Genomic DNA, 24,477 nt, shown 5'->3' with positions numbered 1-24,477 from the left:
CCCGTGAGCCAGAAGGCTCACTCATGATTCTTCAACGCCGAACACGCGCCGCATTTCGCACAGCCCGCATTGATGTTTTCCGAGTGCAACCCGTGGCGGCGCAGGCTGGCACCGATCTGCGGGTAGAGCCGAGCCATCATGGCGCTGTCGGGTTTGGGGTGATGGGCCAGTGGCGTGCCGTCGATGGGCACGAACGGCACCACGAACGGGTACACACCCATGGCACTCAGGCGCTCGCTCATGTCGGTGATCGCCTGTTCGCTGTCGCCCAACCCGGCGAGGATGTAAGTGCTCACCTGCCCCCGACCGAACACCTTGACCGCCGCTTCGAAGGCCTCGAAATAGCGACTCAACGGCACCTCGGCCTTGCCCGGCATGATGCGCTGGCGCACCTCGTCGGTGACCGCCTCCAGGTGCATGCCCAACGAAACGACGCCGCTGTCGGCTAGACGCTGAAACCAGATGTCGTCATCCGGTGGCTCGCATTGGGCCTGAATGGGCAGGTCGACCGCTGCGGTCACCGCCGCCGCTGATTCACACAGAATCGCCGCGCCCCGGTCCGGGGTCTGCGGGGTGCCGGTGGTCATCACCATGTGCTTCACGCCGTCCAGTTCCACAGCTGCCTTCGCCACTTCGGCCAGTTGCTGCGGGCGTTTGCGGGCGATGGTCTTGCCCGCCGCCAGCGACTGACCAATGGCGCAGAACTGGCAAGACGTGCTGCGATCATTGAAACGAATGCAGTGCTGCAACACCGTGGTCGCCAGCACATCAGCGCTGTGCAGCGTGGCGATCTTCCAGTAGGGGATGCCGTCGGCGGTGCTGCGGCTGTAAAAATTCGGCACCCCGGGCATCTTCACCTGACCGACTTGCAGGCCTTCGCGAAAGATCAACGCCAGACTGCCATCGGCGCTGGGTTGCGCCTGATAGGGCGAGCTTTGCGAGGCCTGATTGAGGATTGGCACCATCATGGTCCGACCGCCCACGGTCAGCGCCTTGTGGTCCGACGGACCTGCCCCACCCTTGCGCGACAGGCCATTTTGCGCGGCGGGCCAGCGCACGCCGTGGCATTGCAGTTCGGCAAGCAGCTCATTGGTTTGCATGGGTCAACTCCTCACGAACCGGCAGCATCGGGTGTGCGCTGCGCTCATGCAGCGTGGCGGTGGGCGTGCGGTCGATCAGCAGGCTGAGCAATTCGGGGCGGCTGTAATGGCCGACCGAATCCATCATGCGTTTGCGTTTGTCGATGAGTTTCAAATCCAGATCGGCGATGACCCAGCCCTCACCCTTGCGCAGCGGCTCGCCCAGTAACTTGCCTTCCGGCGAGACGATGGCGGTGAAACAGCCACCGGAAATCGGCCCCAGCGCGCAGCCGGTGTCCTGCATGATCTGGCCCTGCTGATCGGCGTCGAGCCAGGCGGTGGCGTTGACCACGAAGCAGCCTGATTCCAGGGCGTGATGGCGAATGGTGACTTCGATCTGTTCAGCGAAAATGTCGCCCACCAGTGAGCCAGGGAACATCGCCACGTGGATCTGTTCGCCGTCGGCCATCAAGGCGTAGCGCGCTAGCGGGTTGTAATGCTCCCAGCAGGCCAACGAGCCGATGCGGCCCACCGCGCTGTCGACGGCGCGCAGGCCCGCCCCGTCGCCCTGCCCCCAGACCATGCGCTCGTGGTAGGTCGGGGTGATCTTGCGGCGGTGTTGGATCAGCGTGCCGTCAGCATCGAACAGCAGTTGCGCGTTGTAGATCGTGCCACCCTCGCGCTCGTTGACGCCGATGGAGGCGACGATGCCCGCTTCACGGCAAGCCTCGCTGATCTGCCGGGTCACATCGGATGGCACGACGACGGATTGCTCCAGCAATTGCAGGTGCTCCTTGCCCATGGCGAACGGCGCCTGAACGAAGGAAAAATAGGGGTAGTACGGCACCACGGTTTCCGGAAAAACCGCAAATTGCACCCCCTCGCGACCCAGATCGAGCAAGGTGCGGCACAGCTTGGCGACGGTGGCTTCGCGGGAATACAGCACGGGGCTGAACTGAACGGCGGCGGCGCGGATGGTGGTCATGTCGGGGTGTCCTGATAGTACGTTGATCGTTGGCACCGGGCGTGCATCGATGTGTCGCCGGACGCGATCGCTGTGGGAGCCGGCTTGCTGGCGAAGGCGGAGTGTCAGGCAATCAAGCAGTGACTGACCCACCGCCTTCGCCAGCAAGCCGGCTCCCACAATGGATATGCGTTAGCCTGCAGGGTCGGGGTTGAACACCTGCCTTACGCCGTCCAGGTATCGATGATCATCGCGCCCTCGCGGCGCATCAGCAGGCGCAGGTCCATCACGTCCAACGGGTTGATCGGGCGGATGCCTTCGATCAGGGCCTTTTCGGTCTGGCCGTACAGCGCCTGAAGAGCGAAGCGGCAGGCATACACCTCACCGCCTTCAGCCATGAACGCCTTAATCTGGTTATTGACGGCCAGATGGCCCGGAAACGCTTCGGCGCCCAGGGTCGGGAAGCCGCGCTGCACACCCAGTTGCACGCCCGGTCCGTAGAGCAGCACTTTGGTCTCGAAGCCCTTGCGCAGCAGGCGCTTGGCCTGAAGCATGTTGACCAGACCGATCGACCCTTCGAACGCGATGGTGTGAAAGGTCAGCAGGGCTTTCTCACCCGGCTCGGCTTTGACGTCCTCGAAGACCTTCTCTTCGTAATTGACCAGGAAGTCGCCGTCTTGATAGTGGTTGATGTCTACGCTTGGCATATCGTCGCTCCGTTCTAGGGTGTGTTCGGTGGTCTGAATCGATCACCGGGTGACGCAAGGACAGGAGCGAACGCCGTGCCAGAAATAAAAACTGTTTTGACTCAAAGCCTAACCTGTTGATTTCGCAGAAGATCATTATCTGATCCGGCTTTTTGGCGACCGTCTGATGCTTTGCGAGCACTACGCATTCCCGTAGAACTACGAATATTCGTACCGATAAACCACGAGATTTCGTAGTCATGAACGAACCGGACTCGCTGATTGGCTGGGCCGACCTGGCCTACTCCTCGCGGCACATGGTGTTCGAGCATTGTGCGGAAGCCATCGCGCTGCTCGACCCGTTCTCCGACCATTTTGGCGACCTCAACATCGCCACCTGCAAGCTGCTCGGCTACCCGCGTCAGGAGTTGCTGGAGTTGCCAGTGAGCAAGCTGTTCGGTCATCAACTGCCGGACCTGATCGTGTTCACTCAAGCGGTCATGGACAAGGGCCGCGGCTGGACCGATGACTTGAGCTGCAACATCAAGACCGGCGAGCGCATCGAGCTGGAAATTTCCGCCACCACCTTGCAGATCAAGGGCGGTCCGCAACTGATTCTGGTGATGCGCGAAGCCAGTCAGCAGAAATACCAGCAAGACCAGGCACACACCGAGCGCACCATGCGTGGCGGGCTGATCGAGTGGCGCAACATCCTCAACCTGTTCCAGGAGTCCGAGCGCGACAATCAGCTGCTGCTCAGCTCGGTGGGCGACGGCATCTACGCCATCGACAGCGAGGGGCTGGCCACCTTCGTCAACCCGGCCGGGGCGCGCATGCTGGGGTGGGAAGTGAAAGACATGATCGGCAAGAACATCCACCGCATTCATCACCATAGCCATGAAGATGGCAGCCACTACCCGGTGGAAGATTGCCCCATCTACAAGGCCGTGCACGACGGTGTGGTGCATGAAGGTCGTCAGGAAGTGTTCTGGCGCCGCGACGGCAGTTTCTTCCCGGTGGAATTCACCAGCACCCCGGTGATTGCCGATGGACGCATTGCGGGCGCGGTGGTGGTGTTTCGCGACATCACCGAACGGCGCAGCACCGAATCCCAACTGCAAACCGCGCTGGACGAACTGAAGGTGCTCAAACAGCGCCTGGAAGACCAGAACGCCTATTTGCAGGAAGAGATTCACATCGAGCACAACTTCCGAGAAATCGTCGGCCAGAGCGCGCCGATCCTGAAAATCATCAAACAGATCGACGTGGTCGCGCCCACCGACGCCAGCGTGTTGATCAACGGTGAGTCCGGCACCGGCAAAGAGCTGATCGCCCGCGCCATTCACCAGGCCAGCCGTCGCAGCGCGCACCCGCTGATTCGGGTCAACTGCGCGGCGATTCCCACTGAACTGTTCGAGAGCGAATTCTTCGGCCACATTCGCGGCGCGTTCACCGGCGCCGTCAGGGATCGCGTCGGACGCTTCGAGCTGGCCGATGGCGGGACGCTGTTTCTCGACGAGATCGGCGAAATCCCGCTGGAGCTGCAAAGCAAATTGCTGAGGGTGTTGCAGGAGGGGCAATTCGAGCGGGTGGGCGAAGAGCGTACGCGCAAGGTGGACGTGCGCATCATCGCCGCGACCAACCGCGATTTGCGGCAGGAAGTCGGGGCCAAACATTTTCGTGAGGACCTGTACTTTCGCCTCAACGTTTTTCCGATCCAGTCCCCCGCTCTGCGCGACCGGCCAATGGACATCGCCCCATTGGCGGCGCACTTTCTCAAACAGGTGGGCAAGCGCCTGAACATGCCGGGGCGGCGACTGCGCAACAGTGACATCGAGCGGCTGCAAAACTATTCATGGCCGGGCAACATTCGGGAATTGCAGAACGTGATCGAGCGCGGGCTGATCACCTCAACCGGCGCGGATTTGAACCTGGATTTGCCCGACGAGCCAAAAACCGCCAGTGCCTCATCGGGCAGTTCCTTGCCGGGCGATGGCTTTCTCACCGAGTCGCAGATGCACGACTTGGAAAGAAGTAACGTGCAGGCAGCGCTCAAGGCCGCCAAGGGCAAGTTGTTTGGCAAAGGCGGCGCAGCGGAGTTGCTGGGCGTGAAGCCGACGACCTTGGCGTCGCGGCTCAAGCGGTTGGGGATTGAGGTGAATTGAATCGATGATTGACCGTGTGCTGATCTGTTTTTGATTCTGCCGAAGGCGTAGGAGCGGCCAGAATCAAGAGCAGCTGTATATGAAGTCTGATCCGGTAGCATCCTTAAAACCCCACACTCGCCTGCACAAAGAACGTCCTTGGCTGGCCCAGGTAAATCCCCGAGTTGTTGTCGCTGGAACGGGTGAAATACTGGTGATCGAAGACGTTCTTCACCCCCGCACCCAGTTTCAGGTTGGACATCTGTTTGCCGAAGTCATAGGCGCCGCGCAGGTTCCAGGTGACGTAACCGGGAATGTTGCCATATTGGCCATCGGCGGACGGTTCGGTGATGTAGTTGCCGTTGAAGCTGCCGTCCGCGTTGGTGCCGGTGCCCGGTGCGCGTTGCTTGGACTGGGCGTAGCCGTCGATGTTGTAGGTCCAGCGATCGATCTCATACCGCAGGCCAACCGTCGCCACCTGGCGGGAATAGAACGGCAGGTCGCGGCCTTTGAAGCCCGGAATATCCCCTTCGTACGTGGCGCGGGTGTAGGTGAACCCGGCGTTGGCGGTCAGACCGGCCAAACGCGCGTCCAGCGCACTCAGGTCGTAATGTGCTGACGCTTCGATGCCTTGGTGCTTGGTCGCGCCAAGATTGGTCCAGCCCACGTCGTTGCTGATGTATTGCAGTTCGTCGTCGAAGTCGATGTAAAACGCTGTCAGCTCGCCACCCCAGGTGCCGTTGTCATAGCGGGTGCCCAGTTCATAGGTCTTGGCCTTTTCCGGTTGCAGGCCGTTGGCGGTGTCATTGCCGATGCCGCCCTGTGCCACCTGAAAGTATTGAAGGCTGCCGAACGAGGTCTCGTAGTTGGCGAACAGTTTCCACTCGTCCGACAGGTGATACATCGCGCTCAGCGCAGGCAACGGCTCGTTGTTGTTGACGCTGCGGTCCTTCTCCTGCACCCGCACGCCGTTGGTGCCCAGCACCGAGCGCTCGTGCCAGTCGGTGCTGATGCGCTCGAAGCGAATGCCCGGCGTGATGGTCCACTTGCCCACGTCGATTTTGTCGTCAATGTAGAACGCCGTGGCTTCGGTGCCGCCGGTTCGATCCTGGTACACATGGCCATCGGAGCCGGGAATCGCCACTGGGGTGTTGTTGACCAGCCCCAGACGCGACGCCTGTTCGTGCATGGCTTCTTTCAAGTAACGCGCGCCGACGCTGACTTCTTGAGTGGTCGGCCCCAGGTCCAGCACGTGGGACACACGCGGTTCAATGCCAAAGGTGTGGTAACTGCGTGGGAATGAGCCCAGGGTTTTCTGATCGCGGGCGGCGATGTTGCTGCCGCGGAAGCTGTCGGTGTAGTAGGTCAGCACTTCGGCCTGGGTCGATTCGTCGATCTGGCGTTTGTACTTGATCGACACGTCCTTGCGGCGCCCGGTGAAGTTGTCGTAATCGCGATCCGACTGGTAAGGGTTGCCGTCGAACTGCTTCTGGGTCAGACCGCCCGGCATGTCCGCCGTGGCGTCGTAGTAGTGGAAGTTCACCGACAGGTCGTCCTGCTCGGTCAGCGCCCAGTGGGTCTTGAGCAGCACGTCGTCGATGTCGTTGTCATTGTTGCTGGAGCGATAGCCGTTGCCATTGACGGTGGAGTACAGCAGCGCAGCGCCAAGACCGTTCTCAGCTGTGCCGCCGATGAACATCGTCTCCATGTTCTTGTAACCACCGTGACGGCTGGTTTCGAGGGTGCTGGACAGGTCGCCCGTGAGTTTTTCCGGGATGGCGCGGGTCACGAAGTTAATCACCCCGCCCACGTTCTGTGGCCCGTAGCGCACCGAACCTGCACCGCGCACAACATCGATGCTGTCCAGGTTGCCCGAGGAAATCGGCGCCATCGACAACTGCGGCTGACCGTACGGCGCAAATGCGGCGGGCACGCCGTCGATCAGGACCGTGGAGCGTGGCGACAGGCGCGACGTCAGGCCACGCACGCCGACGTTGAGGGAAATGTCACTGCCACCGGTGCCGTTGGATTCCTGCACCTGCACGCCGGGCACACGGCGCAACACGTCGCCCACATTCTGCGCGCCCTGCTCGACCATCGCCTGACGGCGCACCACCGTCCGTGCACCGGGGTGATTCTGCACCACCGCCTGATCGGCATCGGCGAGCCAGTCGCCCACCACTTTGACTTCCATCGGTGCGATTTCAAGGCTGCCTGGCGTGGCCGACGCACTCACGCCCGCAGGCTTTAGCACCACGGTGTCCGCCGAGATTTCGTAATCCAGTCCGCTGCCCTGGAGCAGTGAACGCAAGGCCGCTTCCGGCGACAGGTTGCCATCCACCGCCGGGGCTTGTTTGCCTGCGACCAAATCAGGGCTGAAGAACACTTGCAGGGACGTCTGCTGGCCCAATTGACTCAACGCGGCGCCCAGCGATTGCGCCTGAATGTGAATGGCCGTTGGCGCACCTTCGGCGTGGGCATGGCTGACGCCCGCACTGACGGCCAGGGCCAGTGCCCAGGGCAACCAGCGGGAGGAAGGCGGCAGCGTTTGGCTGACAGCCAGAGAGAGCGTGTTGAGTCTATTGTTTTTCACGTCGGGTCTTGTCCTGAGGGTTCCAGAATGCGGGCACTGCGTCGCTGTTCTGAATGCTAAGCAATCACAGTTGGACAAGAAGACGAAGGGCGGACAAAAAACCTGAATCTATCTTGAAAAAATTTCCTGGCTGCCATCCGGCAAGGTCCGCACGGCCACCGGCAAGATGCTCGGCAAGGCCCGGAGCAGCGCGTCCGTGTCATCAGATTTGAACACGCTGGTCAAGCGCAGATTGGCGGTCTTGCCTTCCGCCACGCGCAGCGGCTTTTCACGGTAGCGAGACACTTCCAGCGCCACGTCACGCAGGGACGCGTCGTTGAACACCAGTTTGCCGCCGCGCCAGGCCGTAATGGCAGCAGTGTTCACGGCCGATGCCGGGGTGACTTTACCGCTGACGTCGATACTCGACCCTAGCCCGGCTGTCAGGGTGACCCGATTGCCCTGCTCATCCGCCTTGCCCTTGACCTTCACCGTCCCGGATTCCACCGCCACCAGCGTTCGGGTCGGGTCGCGGCGCACGTCGAAGCGGGTGCCAGTGACCGTGACCGAACCGTTGCCGGTCTGCACCACGAACGGTTTGGAGGTGTCGTGCTGGACGCTGAACATGGCTTCGCCTTCGACCAATTCCACCTGTCGACTGGCGTCGTAGAAATGCACGTTGAGGCGCGTGCGCCCGTTGAGGTCGATTACCGAGCCGTCCGGCAGCGCGACTTGGCGGCGCTCGCCCAGCACGGTGGCGAATTCGGCGCTGTATTCGGGTCCTCTGTCCAGACCGAAGTAGAACCCGCTGCCCACCACCGCCACCATCAGGCTCGCTGCCACGGCGTAGCGTACAAACGTACGACGGGCATTGGATGGCGGCGCTTTGAGGGGAGTCGGCGCGTCGGGTTCGAGCAGCGCCTCAAGGCGCGCTCTGGGCAGAAGGTCCGCGGCGCCCCAGAGGTTTTGGAGCAGACGAAACTCATGGGCGTGCTGGTCATGCTCGGCCAGCCATGTTTCAAAGTCGGCACGCTGCCCGGCGGGCAGATCATTGTCCCGCGAACGGGCAAACCACAAGGCCGCCTGATCCCGTACAGCTTCGATGCCACATGGGCATTCACGGTCCGTCGTCATGAAAATTCCTGAGCAGAAAGTGGGCGGGCCTGTTCCCGATAACGAAGCTTCATGGCGCCGAATCATCCAGTCGGTCGCGCAAATGGCGAAGCGTTCGAATCATATACTTTTCCACCATGTTCTTGCTCAACCCCAGGCGCTCGGCGATCTCCAGTTGCGTCAGCCCTTCGAGTTTCTGCCAGACGAACACCTTGCGACAATTGAGCGGCAACTCGGCCAGCGCACGCTCGATGGAATCAGCCAGCTGAACGGCATGCATGAACGCCTCCGGGTCACCCGCGTGGCCGGCTGTGCTGTCGACGGATTCGAGTTCAAGCTCCGCGCGGCGGTCTTCGCGCCGCCAGGTGTCGACGGCGATGTTGCGGGCCGTCTGGTGCAAATACGCCCGTGGCTGCTCGATTTCTGTCCCTCCCGGTGATTCGAGCACCCGTACGAAGGCATCGTGGGTCAGGTCCTCGGCCTGATGACGATTCTTCAGACGGCGGGTCCACGTGCCCACGAGCTCTTCGTAATGATCAAGAAAGCCTTTGCTTCGCGGCAGCTTGAGCGACATGGGGAACGGGAATGAGGGGGGGAAGGAGTCGCGAATAGTAATGATTCTTACTATCTGGCGCAATCTACCATCCCGACTCAGCCGTCGCCCACATTTCAAGGGACGGCCTTACCGAACGAGCGCCCGCTGCGTCAGGCCACAGCGGAGGTAATCAAACGGCTATCGAGGGTCGCCTTGGCGAACTTGATGGCAATGAACTTCGAGGTGGGCGTGAAGGTACGGTCGCCGTAGCTGTCCAGCGGCACCAGCGGGTTGGTCTCCGGGTAATACGCCGCAGCCTGCCCTTTGGGAATGTCGTAGGCCAGCAGCGTGAAGCCGCTCACCCGACGCTCGCGCCCGTCGTCCCAGAGCGAAATCATGTCGACCTTGTCACCCGGCTCATACCCCAGGCGGCGAATGTCTTCCTCGTTGGCGAACACCACCTCACGCATGCCGTACACCCCGCGATAGCGATCATCGAGGCCGTACAACGTGGTGTTGTACTGGTCGTGGGAACGCATGGTTTGGAGGATCAGGTCCGGGGTCTCTTTCAGGCTGCGAATCGAGGCGTTGACCAGCTGTTCAGGCAAACGGCTGGGGATGAAGCGCGCTTTCTGCGTAGTGGTTTTCCAGACCCGGTCAGCTGCACTGTTGCCCAGGTGAAAGCCACCCGGATTGAGCAGGCGCTGATTGAAGTTCTTGAAGCCGGGGATCACGTCGGCAATCAGGTTGCGGATACGGCTGTAGTCCTCGATGACCCAATTCCAGTCGATGGGATGATCGCCCAATGTCGCGTGGGCGATGCCCGCGATGATGGCCGGTTCCGAGCGCAGGTGTTTCGATCTCGGGCGCAACTGGCCGTGTGAGATGTGCACCATGCTGAAGGTGTCTTCGACGGTGATGCCCTGCGGGCCGGTGGCCTGCATGTCGATGTCGGTGCGGCCCAGGCACGGCAGGATCAGCGCGTCCTTGCCAGTCACCAGATGGCTGCGGTTGAGTTTGGTGGCGATGTGCACGGTCAGGTCGCAACGGCGCAGCGCGGCGTGGGTGCGTGGCGTGTCCGGTGTCGCTTGCGCGAAGTTGCCACCCAGGCCGATGAAGACCTTCGAGCGGCCGTCTTCCATCGCCTTGATGGCAGTCACGGTGTTGTGGCCTTCTTCCCGAGGCACCTTGAACGCAAAGCGGTTTTCCAATGCATCGAGCAGCGCCTTGGACGGCACCTCGTTGATGCCCATGGTGCGGTCGCCCTGCACGTTGCTGTGGCCGCGCACGGGCGACACCCCTGCCCCCTCACGGCCCATGTTGCCGCGCAGCAGTTGCAGGTTGATCACCTCCTGAATCGTCGGCACCGAATGGGTGTGCTGAGTCAGGCCCATGGCCCAGCACATGATCACGTTCTTCGCCTTGCAGTACATGCGCGCCGCCAGTTCGATGTCGGCCAGCGTCATGCCGGATTGCTCGACGATCTGCTCCCAGGGCGTGGCTTCCACCGCGCTCAGGTATTGCTCAAGCCCGGAGGTGTGTTCGGCGATGAAGGTGCGGTCGAAGACCGCTTCGCCGCCGGTGGCCAGCGCTTCCATTTCCCATTGCAGAACAAATTTGGCCATGCCGCGGATCGCAGCCATGTCGCCACCCAGCGCCGGACGGAAGTACGCGGTGTTGGTGGGTTCAGAGCCGTTGCTGAGCATTTCCAGTGGATGCTGCGGGTGTTGAAAACGCTCCAGACCGCGCTCTTTCAGCGGGTTGAAAACAATCACCTGAGCGCCGCGCTTGACCGCTTCGCGCAGCGGTTCCAGCATCCGCGGGTGGTTGGTGCCGGGGTTCTGGCCGATGACGAAGATCGCGTCGGCCTTCTCCAGATCGTGAAACACCACGGTGCCCTTGCCCACGCCGATGGATTCGAACATCCCCACCGCGCTGGCCTCATGGCACATGTTCGAGCAGTCGGGGAAGTTGTTGGTGCCGTAGGCGCGGACGAACAACTGATACAGAAACGCGGCTTCGTTGCTGGCCCGGCCCGAGGTGTAGAACTCGGCCTGATCGGGTGAGTCCAGTTGCTTGAGGTGACGAGCGATCAGCGCGAAGGCCTCGTCCCAGCTGGTTTCCACGTAATGATCGGTGGCGGCGTCGTAGCGCATCGGATGGCTCAGGCGGCCTTGGTATTCAAGCCAGTAATCGGTCTGCTCCAGCAGCGCGCTGACACTGTGTTTCGCGAAGAATGCCGGATCGACATGACGCCCGGTCGCCTCCCAGTTCACTGCCTTGGCGCCGTTCTCGCAGAACTTGACCATGCCGTTTTCCGGCGACTCGCCCCACGCACAACCGGGGCAGTCGAAGCCACCGTTCTGGTTGGTCTTGAGCATCGCGCGAATGTTCTTGAAGGCGTTCTTGCTGCCGACCCAGTTTTTGGTCACGGCAATCAACGCCCCCCAACCGGCGGCAGCGCCTTTGTAGGGCTTGTAACGTTCGACCTGGCTCATCTTGATTCTCCATGGCCACGGACATGTGCTCAACGCAGCCACTTTCAAAGGGATACATCACGGTAGGAATAACTCAGCGATATTCGAGAAATACGGAATATCTGCGGTGTGCCAAAAACACTAAGCCCCGTTGAAAAGACTGTCCAATCGCTATTAACGACCAGACGATAAGCGATATCGATCATCACCTGACACCTATACATCGGGATGAGTCGCTATATATAAATGTTTATATTGATAGCGTGATAGATGTTACTTATCGTCCAGTCATTCGTAGTGATTGGACGCGCCTGCACCCCCTGATTATTCTGAACGCCTGATCCATCTTTCCGGCATCACCGAGAGGCGGCCATGTCTCATCCCACGCTCACCGATACGTTCGCTCGCAAGGTCGACTACTTGCGAATGTCGGTCACTGACCGCTGCGATTTTCGCTGCGTGTACTGCATGGCCGAGGACATGACATTTCTGCCGCGCCAGCAAGTACTCAGCACGGATGAACTGTTCCAGGTGGCGCAAAGCTTCGTCGCACTGGGCACCCGCAAAATCCGTCTGACCGGGGGTGAGCCGCTGGTACGGCCGGGCATCGTCGAACTGTGCGAACGCATCGCCGCCCTGCCCGGCCTACAGGAACTGTGCATGACCACCAACGGTTCGCAGCTGGAAAAACTGGCCGGGTCGCTGAAAGAAGCAGGCGTCAAACGCCTGAACGTCAGCCTGGACAGCCTGAACCCTGCGCGCTTTCGCGAGTTGACCCGCACGGGTGACTTGCACAAGGTCATCGCCGGGCTGGACGCCGCGTGGGATGCGGGCTTCCGGCAGACCAAGCTCAACTGCGTGGTGATGAAAGGCCGCAACGATGACGAGATCATCGACCTGATCGAGTTCGCCATCGACCGACATCTGGACATCACCTTCATCGAGGAAATGCCGCTGGGCATCATCCACGAACACAGCCGTAAAGAAGCATTTTTCTCCAGTGATCAGGTTCGTCTATCAATTGAGCAGAAATACCCTCTGCTTGACTCCGCTGAAACCACTCGCGGTCCGTCCCGTTATTGTCGCCCTGCCGATGCGCCGCATATTCGAATCGGTTTCATTTCGCCCCACAGTCATAACTTTTGCGCCACGTGCAACCGTGTTCGTTTAACCGTTGAAGGTCGCCTGTTGTTATGCCTTGGCAATGAACACTCTGCCGACCTTAAACAGGTACTTCGCAACTTTCCTCATCAACCGGAACCGCTTGAGCGGGCGATCATAGAAGCCATGAAACTCAAACCGTATCGTCATGACTTCAAACTCAATGATGAGGTGCAACTGGTTCGTTTCATGAACATGACCGGTGGCTGATCCCGACACCCCGCGACAACTCCCCCCTTTCCAGACAGGCTCCGCATGGACATCAAACAGCTCAAATTCCTGCTTGCGCTGGAAGAGACGCGGCATTTCGGGCAGGCCGCTGCGCGCTGCAATATCACTCAACCGACCCTGTCCATGCGCTTGCGCAATCTGGAAGAGGAACTGGACGTGGTGCTGGTCAATCGCGGCCAGCGTTTCGAAGGGTTTACCGAAACCGGTGAACGGGTGCTGGCCTGGGCGCGAACGCTGCTCGCCGCGCATGACGGCCTGTTCGCCGAAGTCGCGGCCTGTCGCGGGCAACTGGTGGGCAACGTGCGGATCGGCATGGTGCCGCTGAGCAGCTTCAACCCGACCGGCTGCATGCAACACTTGGCGTCGGTGTTCCCGGAGCTGACGTTTTCGGTGTCATCGCTGAGCAGCGACGAGATCATCGAAGGGCTGGCCAACAACCAGCTCGATCTGGGGATCTGCTACCTGGACCGGGTCAATCGCAACTACTTTGCGTTCTTCGAAGCGGGTTCGACCCAAGTGGGCTTGCTGTATGACCAGCGCCATTTCCAGTTCGAGGGCAACGAAATCACCTGGCAGGCCGCCGCCGAACTGCCACTGGGAATGATCACCGATGGCATGCACTACCGAAAATCCATCGACCTGAGCTTCCACAGCCGCAGTTTGCATCCGCGCGCCGTGTTGCAAAGCGACTCGACGTTCCAGTTGCTGCAAGCGGTGAGCGCGGGCTTTTGTTGCGCAGTCATGCCGATGGACAGCGGTATCGAAACCGGTGACAACCACCTGGCGTTCATGAAACTGCCCGACGCGGGCATTCTCACGCCGCTAGGGATCGTCATGCGCGCCACCGAACCGCGCTCGGCCATTGCCGAACAGTGCTATGCCGAGGCGCGCGCGTTTTACCAAAAGTGAAGCGCGTTCGGGTCCGTGCTCGTCAGCCCGGCGGAATGGTCGCCAGCAGGCCGATGGAGATGGTCAGCGCCAGAAAGCCCAGTAGAAACAGCGTCATCTTGCCCATGAAAATCACCTCTCAAGGTTCGCGATACAGACGACTCAATCGTCCAACTGCGTTGGCCCGCCTCGTGATTGAGGCTGGGGATGGCGTTCATTGTGGGCTTTCGGTCTGTTTCAATACAGCGCCAGATATTGGAGAAAAATACGGATCAGATGCCTGTTTGCCTCTCTGATCGGCGCACGCATGACGCCGATCAGCGAGGTTCAGTGTTCAGCGCTTGACCTTGCGCCGCAGAATGCCGTTAAGCACCACCACAACGACGGCGATGAACATGGCGATGTACTGGAAAGTCTTTTGGTCCAGCACACCAATGGTTTGTAGGTGCGACAGGCCAAGCATGATCACCAGAACGCTCAGGGCGATGGCGATCGAATAAATAAGACGCTGTTTGTGGGTCATTGCGGGGTCCTGAAAACGGGTAAAGATCATTTGCACGAGGGCAAATGCGTGCGCCATCTTACGCCGTCACAAAGGTGATAGCACCCCGCTCATGCAGACCCGATACTGCGACGAAGCGTCTCGCCTGCGAAACCTTGACACATCGCCGTGGTTTAATACCGGCACATTACGCTTCACGTATGAAATTTCCCTGTCGTTGAAAGGAGTCCCCAATGCCCCATGAAGGCAGCCTGCTACAGGCCGCAGTCGTGTTTCTGCTCGCCGCCGTTTTGACCGTCCCGCTGGCCAAGCGCCTGCAACTGGGAGCGGTGATCGGCTATCTGATTGCGGGGGTCATCATCGGCCCGTCAGGCCTGGGTCTGATCGGCAACCCGCAGAGCGTCGCTCACATTTCCGAACTCGGCGTGGTCCTGCTGCTGTTCATCATTGGCCTTGAGCTGTCGCCGAAACGCCTGTGGGTGATGCGCAAATCGGTGTTTGGCGTGGGTCTGGCGCAGGTGCTGCTGACCGGATTGGTGATCGGCACCGTGGCCCTGCTCGGTTTTGGCCAGCCGCTGAACAGCGCGGTGATTCTGGGCCTGGGTCTGGCGCTGTCTTCCACGGCGTTTGGCTTGCAGAGCCTGGCCGAGCGCAAGGAATTGAACGCGCCCCATGGCCGTCTGGCGTTTGCCATTCTGCTGTTTCAGGACATCGCCGCAATCCCGCTGATTGCGTTGGTCCCGATGCTTGCCGGTGGTGACCACGACGCGTCGTCCAGCGATTCGCTGCGTCACGGTCTGCAAGTGCTCGGTGGCATCGCGGTGGTGGTGATCGGCGGACGCTATCTGCTGCGCCCCGTGTTTCGTATCGTCGCCAAGACCAAGCTGCAGGAAGTGTCCACCGCCACCGCGTTGCTGGTGGTGATCGGCACCGCCTGGCTGATGGATCTGGTGGGCGTGTCGATGGCCCTGGGCGCCTTCCTCGCCGGTTTGCTGCTGGCGGATTCGGAATACCGCCATGAGCTGGAATCGCAGATCGAGCCATTCAAAGGCTTGCTGCTGGGCCTGTTCTTCATCAGCGTTGGCATGGGTGCCAACCTTGGCCTGCTGCTGAGTTCTCCCGTGACAGTGCTGGCGCTGACGGTGCTGTTGATCGCGCTGAAATTGCCGCTGCTGTTCTTCGTTGGCCGCATGGCCGGTGGGCTGGGCGCACAAAGTGCGTTGCGTCTGGGCCTGGTGCTGGCCGCGGGCGGTGAATTCGCCTTCGTGGTGTTCAAGATCGGTCGCGATCAGGGCCTGTTCGACGCCGGTCTGTACGACACGCTGGTGCTGACGATCACCCTGTCCATGGCCCTGACGCCACCTCTGTTGCTGATCATGTCGCGCTGGCTGAAACCCAAGCCGGTGGTCAAGGAAGTGCCCGACGAATACAAGGAGATCGAGTCTGACGATCCGCGTGTGGTCATCGCGGGCATGGGCCGGATGGGGCAAATCGTGGCGCGTATCCTGCGTGCGCAGAAGATCCCGTTCATTGCGCTGGACACCTCGGTTGAAACCATCGAGTTCACCCGCAGTTTCGGTAATGTGCCGGTGTTCTACGGCGACCCGCTGCGCCCGGAAATCCTGCGCGCAGCCAAGGTCGATCAGGCCGAGTACTTCGTGATTGCCACGGATGACCCGGACACCAACATCAAGACCGCCGAGCTGGTGCGCAAGTTGTACCCGCACCTGAAGATCATCGCCCGCGCCCGTAACCGTCAACACGTGCATCGCCTGATGGACCTGGATGCGCAAGCCGTGCGGGAAACCTTCTACTCCAGCCTTGAGATGACCCGTCGCACGCTGATCGGGCTGGGCCTGAGCGAAGCCCAGGCCGCGGCGCGGATCAACCGCTTCAAGCGTCACGACGAGCAGGTGCTCAATCGCCAGCACGTGATCTACGACGACGCCGCGAAGGTCATGCAAAGTGCGCTGGAGGCGCGCAAGGAATTGGCCGAACTGTTCGAGTCCGACCGCATGGACGAGGAAGCCGAGCAGGCCGCCAAAGGCTGACAGGCGTTTCGACCGCTCGGTCTAACGGCTGAGCGCGACGACAAACTCAAGAAACGCCCTCACCTTCGCCGGGGGCAAGTGCCGGGACGGGTACACCGCGTACAGCGCAAAGTGCTCGTCCTGCCAATCTGGAAACAGCTCCACCAGACGCCCGTCGCGAATCGCCGCTTCCACGCCCAGCTCCAGCACCTGCGCCACCGCCTGCCCCTGCTCGCAGATGCGATGCATGGTGCCTACATCGTTGACCATCAAGCGCCCACGGGTGTTAACGAACAATCGCTCACTGCCGCGATGAAACTCCCACGCGAAGGGACGCCCGCTCTGCGGGTCACGGAAATCGATGCAGACATACTCAGGGCTCTCCAGCTCGCTCGGGTGCTGCGGTCTGCCGTGTTTTTTCAAGTACGCCGGGGACGCGACAGTCAGCACCCGGGTCTTGAGCAATTGGCGCCCCACCAATGACGACGAGGGCTGTTCACCAAAGCGGACGGCCAGATCGACCCCGTCGGCGATGAGGTCGCCCATCTGCTCACGGGTGATCAGGTCCAGCTCAAGCTCTGGGTAGGTTGCCATGAAATCCCCCAGCGCCGGGGCCAGGATCAGGCGTGAGAAATACGGATCGACATTGACCCGCAAACGCCCGCGCACCGCTGCGGCGCTGCCGGATGCCGACGTTGCGGCGTCCTCCAGCCCCGCGAGCAGAGGGGCGATTTGTTCGTAAAGACGCCGCCCTTCATCGGTCAACTTGACCGAGCGCGTGGTGCGATCGAACAGACGAATGCCCAACCGCGATTCAAGACGACTCACCGCGCGGCTGACCCCGGACGGGGTCATGTCCAGCGCATCGGCGGCCTTGGCAAAACTGCCCGTATCGACCACCGCCGACAGCACGCCCATACCACTGACCAAACGTCCATCGACACTCATTGATGATTCTCCGGCATGAATGCAATGACACTCATGCTATCGAAGAATCGTCAGTGCTGACGCACTCTTTCTGCAACGGCGACACACGGTCGCCTCAGACTGAGGAACGGGTTCATGTACACGATCATGGGTGTGACCGGACAGGTGGGCAGCGCAGTGGCGCACCAATTGTTGGCCGCGGGCAAGCCGGTGCGCGCGGTGGTGCGCAGTACCGAGAAAGGCCAGGTGTGGGCAGAACGTGGCTGTGAGGTGGCCATTGCTGACGTGAACGATGTGTCGGCGCTGACCGAGGCGTTTCAGAACAGTACGGCGATGTTCATTCTCCTGCCGCCCAATTTTTCCCCGTCCGAAGGTTTCCCGGAAACCCGTCAGGTGATCGCCCATCTGCACGAAGCGCTGGCCACGGCGCAGCCCGGCAAAGTGGTGTGCATTTCGACCATTGGCGCCCAGGCCACGCAGCCGAATCTGCTCAACCAACTGCAACTGCTGGAAAACAGCCTGAGCACGTTGGCATTGCCGGTGACCTTTCTGCGCCCCGGCTGGTTCATGGAGAACTGCCTGTGGGACATCGAGCCTGCCGTGCGCGAAGGTGTGATTCCCAGCTTCCTCCAGCCCCTCGACAAAGCCGTGCCGATGATCGCCACTGCCGACGTTGGACGGGTGGCCGCTGAATTGTTGCAGGAACACTGGTTCGGCAAACGCATCGTCGAACTGGAGGGTGAACACGTGACGCCGCTGCACATCGCCAACACCTTCAGCGAACTGCTGGGCAAACCGGTGACCACTGAAGCGGTGCCGCGTGAGACGTGGCAGGCGCTGTTCACGGCTCAGGGCATGAGCAATCCCTTGCCACGCATGCAAATGCTCGACGGTTTCAACGAGGGCTGGATTCGTTTCGAAGGTGTGCCCCGCCAGGGCAAGGTCGTTTTGAAGACCGTGTTGCAGGGCTTGCTGGCGCGACAGGCGTGATCACGCCTCCCGCGACTGTTTTACGTGCTCGATGAAACGCATCACCACGGGTGCCTTTTCGTAACGGCGGTGGATCAGCGACAGGTAGGAGGTGGGCTGGCAGTCATCGATGCGCCGGTACAGCACGTTGCGCAAGCGGATGTGGTCGACCACCGATTCGGGCACCACGGCCACGCCCTGCCCCAGACTGACCAAGGCCACAACCGAGACCAGACTGCCCGGTTGTGGCCCCAGGGTCGGGGCAAACCCGCCCTGGGCCGCGACATCCAGCGTGCCGGAAATCTGTTCGGGCAGGATGAACGTCTCGTTTTGCAGGTGCACGGCGTTGATGCTGACCAGCTTGCACAGCCAGGACGTGTCCGGCAGCGCGAGGGCGAAGCCTTCGGTCAGCAGCTTCACGGCGCTGACTGAATCCGGCAGGGTCATGGGCGAACGAATGAAGCCCACGTCCAGCCGTCCCTCTTCGATCATCCGGGGCAACGACGGCATCAACTGTTCGGTGATGGCGAAATCCACGTCGGGATGGCGCTGGCGAAAGTCGCCGACCTGGCGCTGCAACACCCCGGAAAACACCGCTGACGCCACGTACCCCAATTCGATTTTCCCCGCTTCGCCACGCCCGGCGCGCTGCACGTTGTACTGCGCGGTCTCGAATTGGCGGACGGCCAACTCAGCCTCGATTTGTAAGGCCCGGCCCGCGTCGGTCAAACGCACCTCTCGCTGCTCACGCACGAACAGCCGCGTGCCCAATGCACTTTCCAGGTCCTGGATCTGCCGTGTCAGCGTGGGCGGCGCAATGCCCAGCTGTTCAGCGGCACGGGTGAAATGCCGGTGTCGGGCGACGGCGAGGAAGTAGCGGAAATGGCGGATTTCCATGATGCGTTACCTTTCAGGTAATGAATTCGTTCAGGTCGGCTAACGAAGCATACGCCTTCCGGCGATATTCTGAAGCCTCAACAAACCCTCTGTAGGAGCGAGCTTGCTCGCGATCGCGATTGATCCGTCACATGTCTATCGACTGACACACCGCCATCGCGAGCAAGCTCGCTCCTACAGGTTTGCGGTTTCCATTAGTTTTGATCTAACGCTTTCCGGAGCCTGCCATGTCATCCCCCTCCCCCCGCATGACCTTGCTCACCGCCTCTGGCGTGTGCTCGCTGATCGTGCTCGACACCAACATCGTCGCGGTGACCTTGCCCAGTATCGCCCGGGACCTGGGTGCCGGTTTCGCCGACATCGAGTGGGTGGTCAGCGCCTACATGCTGGCCTTTGCTGCACTGTTGTTGCCCGCAGGCAGCCTGGCTGACCGCTTCGGCCGCAAGAAAATGCTGCTCACAGGCCTGGTGCTGTTCATTCTCGCGTCCATCGGCTGCGGGGCCGCGCCGAATATCCTGTTTCTCGACATCGCCCGGGCCATCAAGGGCGTCGGGGCGGCGTTGCTGTTGACCTCGGCACTGGCAACCATCGGCCATGTCTTTCATGACGAAACCGAGCGGGCCAAGGCCTGGGCGTTCTGGGGTGCGTGCATGGGCGTGGCCATGACCGCTGCACCCACCATCGGCGGCCTGATCGCTGAAGGGGTGGGCTGGCGCTGGATTTTCTTTCTCAACTTGCCGGTCGGTCTGGCGCTGTTGGGCCTGGTGATGCGCCACATCGGCGAGTCGCGTAATGAACAGTCAGCGCGTCTTGATCCGGCGGGCAGCCTGTTTTTCAGCGCCAGCCTGTTGAGCCTGATCTGGGGCCTGATCGAAGCCAACCGCATTGGCTGGGACAACCCGCTGACCTTCACCCGGCTGGCAGGCGGCGCACTATTGCTGGGCCTGTTTGTGCTGGCGGAACGTGTGCAGCGTCGCCCGATGGTGGATCTGCACCTATTCAAATACCCGCGTTTCATTGGCGCCCTGCTGGGCATGTTCGCCTACGCAGGCTGCGCGCAAGTGATGATGACGTTGCTGCCGTTCTACCTGCAAAACGGTCTGGGTTTCAGCGCCATCGGTTCGGGACTAGGGATGCTGCCCTTCGCGATCACCATGCTGCTGTGCCCGCGCCTGGGGCCACGGCTGTCTCGGCATCTCTCGCCTGCGGCCATGATGGCGTTGGGGCTGACACTGGTCAGTCTGGGCAATCTGCTGTGTGCGTGGGCCACGGCCATCGGCGGCTATCCCGCTTTTGCGCTGGCCATGGCGATCACGGGCGCAGGCGCCGGGTTGCTCAATGGCGACACCCAGAAAAACATCATGGCCTGCGTGCCTCGCGAGCGCACCGGCATGGCGTCGGGCATGAGCACCACCATGCGGTTCAGCTCGATCATGCTGGCGGTGGGCGTCTACGGCGCGCTGCTGGCCAGCCACACCCTCAGCGCGTTGAACGTCAATCTGCGACATGACGCGCCTGAATGGCTGGACCGCGCTGAATACATGGCCTCGCGGGTGGTGGCCGGGGACATGACAGCCGCCCTGCAAACCCTGGACGTCAGCGCTCGCCAGGTCGTCCAGCCACTGGCGCAGCAGGCGTTTGTCAGCGGTTTCGGTTCGGTGCTGTGGGTGGCCGGGTGTGTCGGCCTGCTGGCCGCGCTGGTGGTGGGGACGTTGATGCGCAAACCGATCCCTGTGGTGCGCTTGCAGGCCGCCTGATCAGTTCTGCCGCTTGAGCCACTCGCCGGGCGGCAGTCCCATTTCCTGAGTGAACGCCTTGCTCAACGCGGCCTGGGAGCTGTAGCCCACCGAAGCAGCGACGATCTTGAGTTTCACTCCTTGCTTCATCAAGTCCCGGGCCAGCTTCATGCGCCAGGCGGTGAGGTAGGCAATCGGTGAAACGCCCACCACCTTGAGAAACTGCGCGGAAAATTTGCTGCGCGACATGCAGGCCAGTTCCGCCAGTTGCTTGAGGGTCCATTCCTGATCCGGATTGAGATGAATGGCGTTGATCGCCTTGCCCAATTGCGGGTCGAGGATCGCGCTCAACCCGCCACGGGCGATCATGCCCTCTTCGATTGCACGCCGGACCAGCACAATCAAGATGTACTCAAAGAGCACGCTTAGTCCCTTGCGATGCCCCGCGCCCCGTGTGCGGTATTCGGCGAGCAATGCCTGAATCACCGGCACCAGCGGATCGATGTCCCGAAACGGGAACACCAGCGTGTCAGTGACGCCCAGCGGAAAGGAACGGCTCAGGCTCACACCGAACTCGAAGGTGGCGCAGATGATGTCGGCGCCCTGCTCGGTCGTGGGCTGCAACGCGTAGCGACAGGTGCTCGGACAGAGCAGCACGGTCGGCCCGTCCAGTTCGATGCGCGGGTGGCCGGGGCGGATCAGGTCCAGCCCGCCGTTCTCCACGATGTGAATGAACGCCGTGCCGTCCGGCTTGTTGATGTCCAGGGTGTCAAACACCGTCCCGGCGTAAAACAGTCGACCGTTCATGTGAATGCGTTCGAAAAACTCAGATAACGCGTCCATTGAGTCTCTTCAGGCAAAAAAGGCGGACGCCGGGACAAAACCGCATCGGCGCAAAGGACGAGGATAGCCTCACTTGCAGGCCACCCGGCGCACCCCGCAGGCCGCGCCCGCAAGAGGTTATTCCAATCCGAGGAGCGTCACAATGAGCACCGATTCGAGCATCAAAGCGATTTATCGCGACCCTGAAAACGCCGTACTGCCTGACGTCGGCCTGAAGCTGGACCTGTCACGCACAGCGTTGGTGGTGATCGACCCGCAAGTGGATTTTCTCAGCCCCAACGGCGTGACGTGGGCATTGGTGGGCAACAGCGTCACAGAAAACGGCGTTGTCGGCCATCTGGGGCAGTTGTTCGAGGCCGCGAAAAATGCCGGCATTACCGTAGCCGTCTCACCTCATTATTACTACCCCTGCGATCACCAGTGGGAGCACGGCGGGCCGCTGGAAAAAATGATGCACGACATCGGCATGTTCGACCGAGCCTCGCCACTGGACCTGAGCGGGTTCGACGGCTCCGGCGCCGACTTCATGCCGCAGTACAAGCCGTTCATCCTCGATGGCAAGACCATCATCTGCTCACCGCACAAGGTCTACGGCCCGCAAACCAATGACCTGACCTTGCAGTTGCGCAAAAAGGGCGTGTCGCAGGTGATTCTGGCGGGCATGGCGGCCAACCTGTGCGTCGAGTCGCACTTGCGGGATCTGGTGGAACAGGGTTTCGAGGTGATCGTGGTGCGCGATGCGACGGCGGCGCCGCAGATTCCCGAGGGCGATGGCTATCACGCGGCGTTGATCAACTACCGGTTCATTGCCAGTGCGCTGTGGACGACTGAGCAGGTAGTGGAGCGGTTGCAGAATCCGTAACAGCCTTTGGCGGTTGACCATGCCTGTGGGAGTCGGCCGCTGGCGAAATCGGTCTCTCAGCAAACAATGGCGGCGTCTTGCCCTACGCTTTCGCCACCAAGGCGGCTCCCACTGGTTAAGCGTCGAACAGAGGAATTGAACTCGATGCAATTCTTGTGGGAGCCGCCTTGGTGGCGAAAGCGGTTGCCAACCAGAATAGAATTTCCCAAAGGCTCTGCGCAGGACGTGGCCTGGCTGAATTTTCCAGGCCGAGGGAATAACCCTCCCCGGGCTTCGTCATACGGGCTCAAGAAAGTCATTGACCCGTTATGAGGAAGCCCACCATGAAAACCACCCTGATCGCCCTGACCCTGGCCGCCCTGAGCAGTGTTGCCCTGACCGCCCACGCCGGGACAAAAAACATGCCGCAGGTCGAGGAATACACCTACGGCAGCAAGGTCGACATCGCAGAAGTCACCAAGACCCCGAACCTGAACTTCTGCGGCGTGCGCCCGGTCGATCTCGGTTATGTCGATCACATGGGCAAAGCCCACACTTTGCGTTACGAAACCAGCGGCAACACCTGTCTGGGCGACAACTGATCAGCGCGCTGCCAGTTGCCACACCCGCGCCAGATCCCGCGCGCGGTCATGCAACAGCGACGCCGCATTCTGACAGGCCTGTTCCAGTGTCATCGGTCCGCTGGTCAACGCGAAGGCAGCACTGATGCCGTGCTCATAGAGCTCGGCATAACCGTCGCCCAACGTCCCGGCCAGCACGATCACCGGCACGCCCTTGCGACGAGCAATCTTCGCCACGCCGAAGGGGGTTTTGCCACGCAGGGTCTGAGCGTCGAAACGGCCCTCGCCCGTGATCACCAGATCAGCGTCTTCCAGCGCTTCGGCCAGCCCCGTGAGATCGGCAACGACCTCGACGCCGGGACGGAATGAAGCGTTGAGGTAAGCCTTGGCCGCAAAGCCCATTCCGCCAGCCGCGCCACTGCCAGGGTGTTCGCTGTCGTCCTTGCCCAGCACCTGGGCGGACACGTCGGCGAAGTGCCCCAGCGCAGCGTCCAGCGCCAGCACTTGTTCAGGGGAAGCGCCCTTCTGCGGGCCGAAGATATGCGATGCGCCTTGAGGGCCGCACAGCGGGTTGTTGACGTCGGCGGCGACTTCGAACTGCACGTCGCTCAAGCGGCTGTCCAGTTTCGTCAGGTCGATGTGCGCAACACGCGCCAGCGCCAGTCCGCCCGGTGGCAGTGACTGGCCGTCGGCATCCAGAAAGCGCGCACCCAACGCTGACAGCATGCCCGTGCCCGCATCGTTGGTGGCACTGCCGCCGATGGCGAGAATGATGCGTTGCGCGCCCGCGTCCAGCGCGGCGGCGATCAATTGTCCGGTGCCGTAAGTCGTGGTGATGGTGGCGTCACGCTGCTCCAGGGTCAGCATTTGCAGGCCGCTGGCCATGGCCATTTCGATGATTGCGGTGCGGGTGTCGGCCAGCCAGCCCCATTGCGCCTGAGCCGGCTGCCCCAGTGGGCCACTGACCGAATTCGTCATCCATTGCCCGCCACAGGCCGCCAGCACCGCTTCGATGGTGCCCTCGCCACCATCAGCCATCGGGCACTCCACCAACCGCGCATCGGGCCAGACGTCGCGCAGACCACTGGCAATCGCCTGAGCCACCCCTTGGGCGCTGAGGCTGTCCTTGAAGGAATCCGGGGCGATGACGATATTCATGGTTATTCTCCTTGTTCGATAGTCGCGATCTTCGCACGGCTGTCGGGATTTTCCGCCAGCCCTTCGCACAATCGCACCCGCCACGGGTTGTTCATCCGAACAAAAACGCGGCGGGTCATGGACGGCGGTCGACGGTTTGGGCG

Annotated in this window: 20 protein-coding genes; 8 read left to right on the top strand and 12 right to left on the bottom strand. The window is 61.4% G+C overall.

Annotated elements, in window-relative coordinates; all coding sequences use genetic code 11:
• Positions 1-17: 17 nt before the first annotated feature.
• The 3 genes from ACI2KB_RS11940 to ACI2KB_RS11930 all read right to left on the bottom strand — a co-directional run bounded on the left by ACI2KB_RS11940 (position 18) and on the right by ACI2KB_RS11930 (position 2,750).
• Positions 18-1,100, bottom strand: coding sequence for an MSMEG_0568 family radical SAM protein (locus ACI2KB_RS11940; protein ID WP_404634681.1), 1,083 nt, complete (start codon positions 1,098-1,100; stop codon positions 18-20).
• Positions 1,087-2,064 carry a Nit6803 family nitrilase gene (locus ACI2KB_RS11935; protein WP_404634679.1) on the bottom strand — a complete coding sequence of 326 codons (978 nt, stop codon included), beginning with the start codon at positions 2,062-2,064 and terminating at the stop codon, positions 1,087-1,089. The genes ACI2KB_RS11940 and ACI2KB_RS11935 overlap by 14 nt, the downstream gene beginning before the upstream one ends.
• 203 nt (positions 2,065-2,267) lie before the next feature.
• The gene (locus ACI2KB_RS11930) at positions 2,268-2,750 is read right to left on the bottom strand and encodes an MSMEG_0572/Sll0783 family nitrogen starvation response protein (protein ID WP_062387355.1); all 483 of its coding nucleotides are present in this window, start codon (positions 2,748-2,750) and stop codon (positions 2,268-2,270) included.
• 239 nt (positions 2,751-2,989) lie between these two features.
• On the opposite strand from ACI2KB_RS11930, the gene ACI2KB_RS11925 reads away from it, so the two are divergent.
• Complete coding sequence (locus tag ACI2KB_RS11925) at positions 2,990-4,894, top strand: sigma 54-interacting transcriptional regulator (RefSeq protein ID WP_404634677.1); 1,905 nt, start codon at positions 2,990-2,992, stop codon at positions 4,892-4,894.
• 103 nt (positions 4,895-4,997) lie between these two features.
• Here the strand turns inward: ACI2KB_RS11925 and ACI2KB_RS11920 are convergent, their stop codons facing one another.
• The 4 genes from ACI2KB_RS11920 to ACI2KB_RS11905 form a co-directional block, all read right to left on the bottom strand.
• Positions 4,998-7,466 (bottom strand): TonB-dependent siderophore receptor, encoded by a 2,469-nt coding sequence (locus ACI2KB_RS11920; RefSeq protein WP_404634675.1) that lies wholly within the window; start codon positions 7,464-7,466, stop codon positions 4,998-5,000.
• Between the two features lie 108 nt (positions 7,467-7,574).
• Positions 7,575-8,579, bottom strand: coding sequence for a FecR family protein (locus ACI2KB_RS11915; protein ID WP_404634673.1), 1,005 nt, complete (start codon positions 8,577-8,579; stop codon positions 7,575-7,577).
• Positions 8,580-8,628: 49 nt separating this feature from the next.
• Positions 8,629-9,132, bottom strand: coding sequence for a sigma-70 family RNA polymerase sigma factor (locus ACI2KB_RS11910; protein WP_404634671.1), 504 nt, complete (start codon positions 9,130-9,132; stop codon positions 8,629-8,631).
• Between the two features lie 131 nt (positions 9,133-9,263).
• Entirely contained in the window at positions 9,264-11,591 is a 2,328-nt protein-coding gene (locus ACI2KB_RS11905) for an FdhF/YdeP family oxidoreductase (RefSeq protein ID WP_404634669.1), read from the bottom strand.
• Positions 11,592-11,942: 351 nt separating this feature from the next.
• On the opposite strand from ACI2KB_RS11905, the gene moaA reads away from it, so the two are divergent.
• Positions 11,943-12,941, top strand: a complete 999-nt coding sequence (gene moaA, locus ACI2KB_RS11900) for a GTP 3',8-cyclase MoaA (RefSeq protein WP_404634667.1) — start codon at positions 11,943-11,945, stop codon at positions 12,939-12,941.
• Between the two features lie 45 nt (positions 12,942-12,986).
• Entirely contained in the window at positions 12,987-13,871 is an 885-nt protein-coding gene (locus ACI2KB_RS11895) for a LysR family transcriptional regulator (protein ID WP_404634665.1), read from the top strand.
• Positions 13,872-14,184: 313 nt separating this feature from the next.
• Here ACI2KB_RS11895 and ACI2KB_RS11890 read toward each other — a convergent pair whose 3' ends face one another.
• The gene (locus ACI2KB_RS11890; RefSeq protein WP_404634663.1) at positions 14,185-14,373 is read right to left on the bottom strand and encodes a hypothetical protein; all 189 of its coding nucleotides are present in this window, start codon (positions 14,371-14,373) and stop codon (positions 14,185-14,187) included.
• Between the two features lie 212 nt (positions 14,374-14,585).
• Between ACI2KB_RS11890 and ACI2KB_RS11885 the strand changes: the two genes are divergently transcribed.
• Positions 14,586-16,403, top strand: a complete 1,818-nt coding sequence (locus ACI2KB_RS11885; protein WP_404634661.1) for a monovalent cation:proton antiporter-2 (CPA2) family protein — start codon at positions 14,586-14,588, stop codon at positions 16,401-16,403.
• A gap of 21 nt (positions 16,404-16,424) precedes the next feature.
• Here ACI2KB_RS11885 and ACI2KB_RS11880 read toward each other — a convergent pair whose 3' ends face one another.
• Positions 16,425-17,330, bottom strand: a complete 906-nt coding sequence (locus tag ACI2KB_RS11880; protein ID WP_404634659.1) for a LysR family transcriptional regulator — start codon at positions 17,328-17,330, stop codon at positions 16,425-16,427.
• A gap of 114 nt (positions 17,331-17,444) precedes the next feature.
• Between ACI2KB_RS11880 and ACI2KB_RS11875 the strand changes: the two genes are divergently transcribed.
• Positions 17,445-18,299 (top strand): NmrA family NAD(P)-binding protein, encoded by an 855-nt coding sequence (locus ACI2KB_RS11875; protein WP_404634657.1) that lies wholly within the window; start codon positions 17,445-17,447, stop codon positions 18,297-18,299.
• Here ACI2KB_RS11875 and ACI2KB_RS11870 read toward each other — a convergent pair whose 3' ends face one another.
• Positions 18,300-19,175 (bottom strand): LysR family transcriptional regulator, encoded by an 876-nt coding sequence (locus tag ACI2KB_RS11870; protein ID WP_404634655.1) that lies wholly within the window; start codon positions 19,173-19,175, stop codon positions 18,300-18,302. It abuts the gene before it with no gap.
• A 227-nt stretch (positions 19,176-19,402) separates the two neighbouring features.
• On the opposite strand from ACI2KB_RS11870, the gene ACI2KB_RS11865 reads away from it, so the two are divergent.
• Positions 19,403-20,932 (top strand): MFS transporter, encoded by a 1,530-nt coding sequence (locus tag ACI2KB_RS11865; RefSeq protein WP_404634653.1) that lies wholly within the window; start codon positions 19,403-19,405, stop codon positions 20,930-20,932.
• Here the strand turns inward: ACI2KB_RS11865 and ACI2KB_RS11860 are convergent, their stop codons facing one another.
• Positions 20,933-21,754 carry a helix-turn-helix domain-containing protein gene (locus ACI2KB_RS11860; RefSeq protein WP_404634651.1) on the bottom strand — a complete coding sequence of 274 codons (822 nt, stop codon included), beginning with the start codon at positions 21,752-21,754 and terminating at the stop codon, positions 20,933-20,935.
• Positions 21,755-21,896: 142 nt separating this feature from the next.
• Between ACI2KB_RS11860 and ACI2KB_RS11855 the strand changes: the two genes are divergently transcribed.
• Both ACI2KB_RS11855 and ACI2KB_RS11850 read left to right on the top strand, forming a co-directional pair.
• Positions 21,897-22,616 (top strand): cysteine hydrolase family protein, encoded by a 720-nt coding sequence (locus ACI2KB_RS11855; protein ID WP_404634649.1) that lies wholly within the window; start codon positions 21,897-21,899, stop codon positions 22,614-22,616.
• A 323-nt stretch (positions 22,617-22,939) separates the two neighbouring features.
• Entirely contained in the window at positions 22,940-23,197 is a 258-nt protein-coding gene (locus ACI2KB_RS11850; protein WP_404634647.1) for a DUF2790 domain-containing protein, read from the top strand.
• Here ACI2KB_RS11850 and ACI2KB_RS11845 read toward each other — a convergent pair whose 3' ends face one another.
• Entirely contained in the window at positions 23,198-24,334 is a 1,137-nt protein-coding gene (locus ACI2KB_RS11845; RefSeq protein WP_404634645.1) for a glycerate kinase, read from the bottom strand.
• Positions 24,335-24,477 lie beyond the last annotated feature (143 nt).

This window comes from Pseudomonas sp. NPDC088444 (assembly GCF_044900175.1).
In the GTDB taxonomy this organism is placed as follows: Bacteria; Pseudomonadota; Gammaproteobacteria; order Pseudomonadales; family Pseudomonadaceae; genus Aquipseudomonas.
Note: the sequence above shows the minus strand (reverse complement) of the source record. Positions and strands in the feature narration are given on the sequence as shown.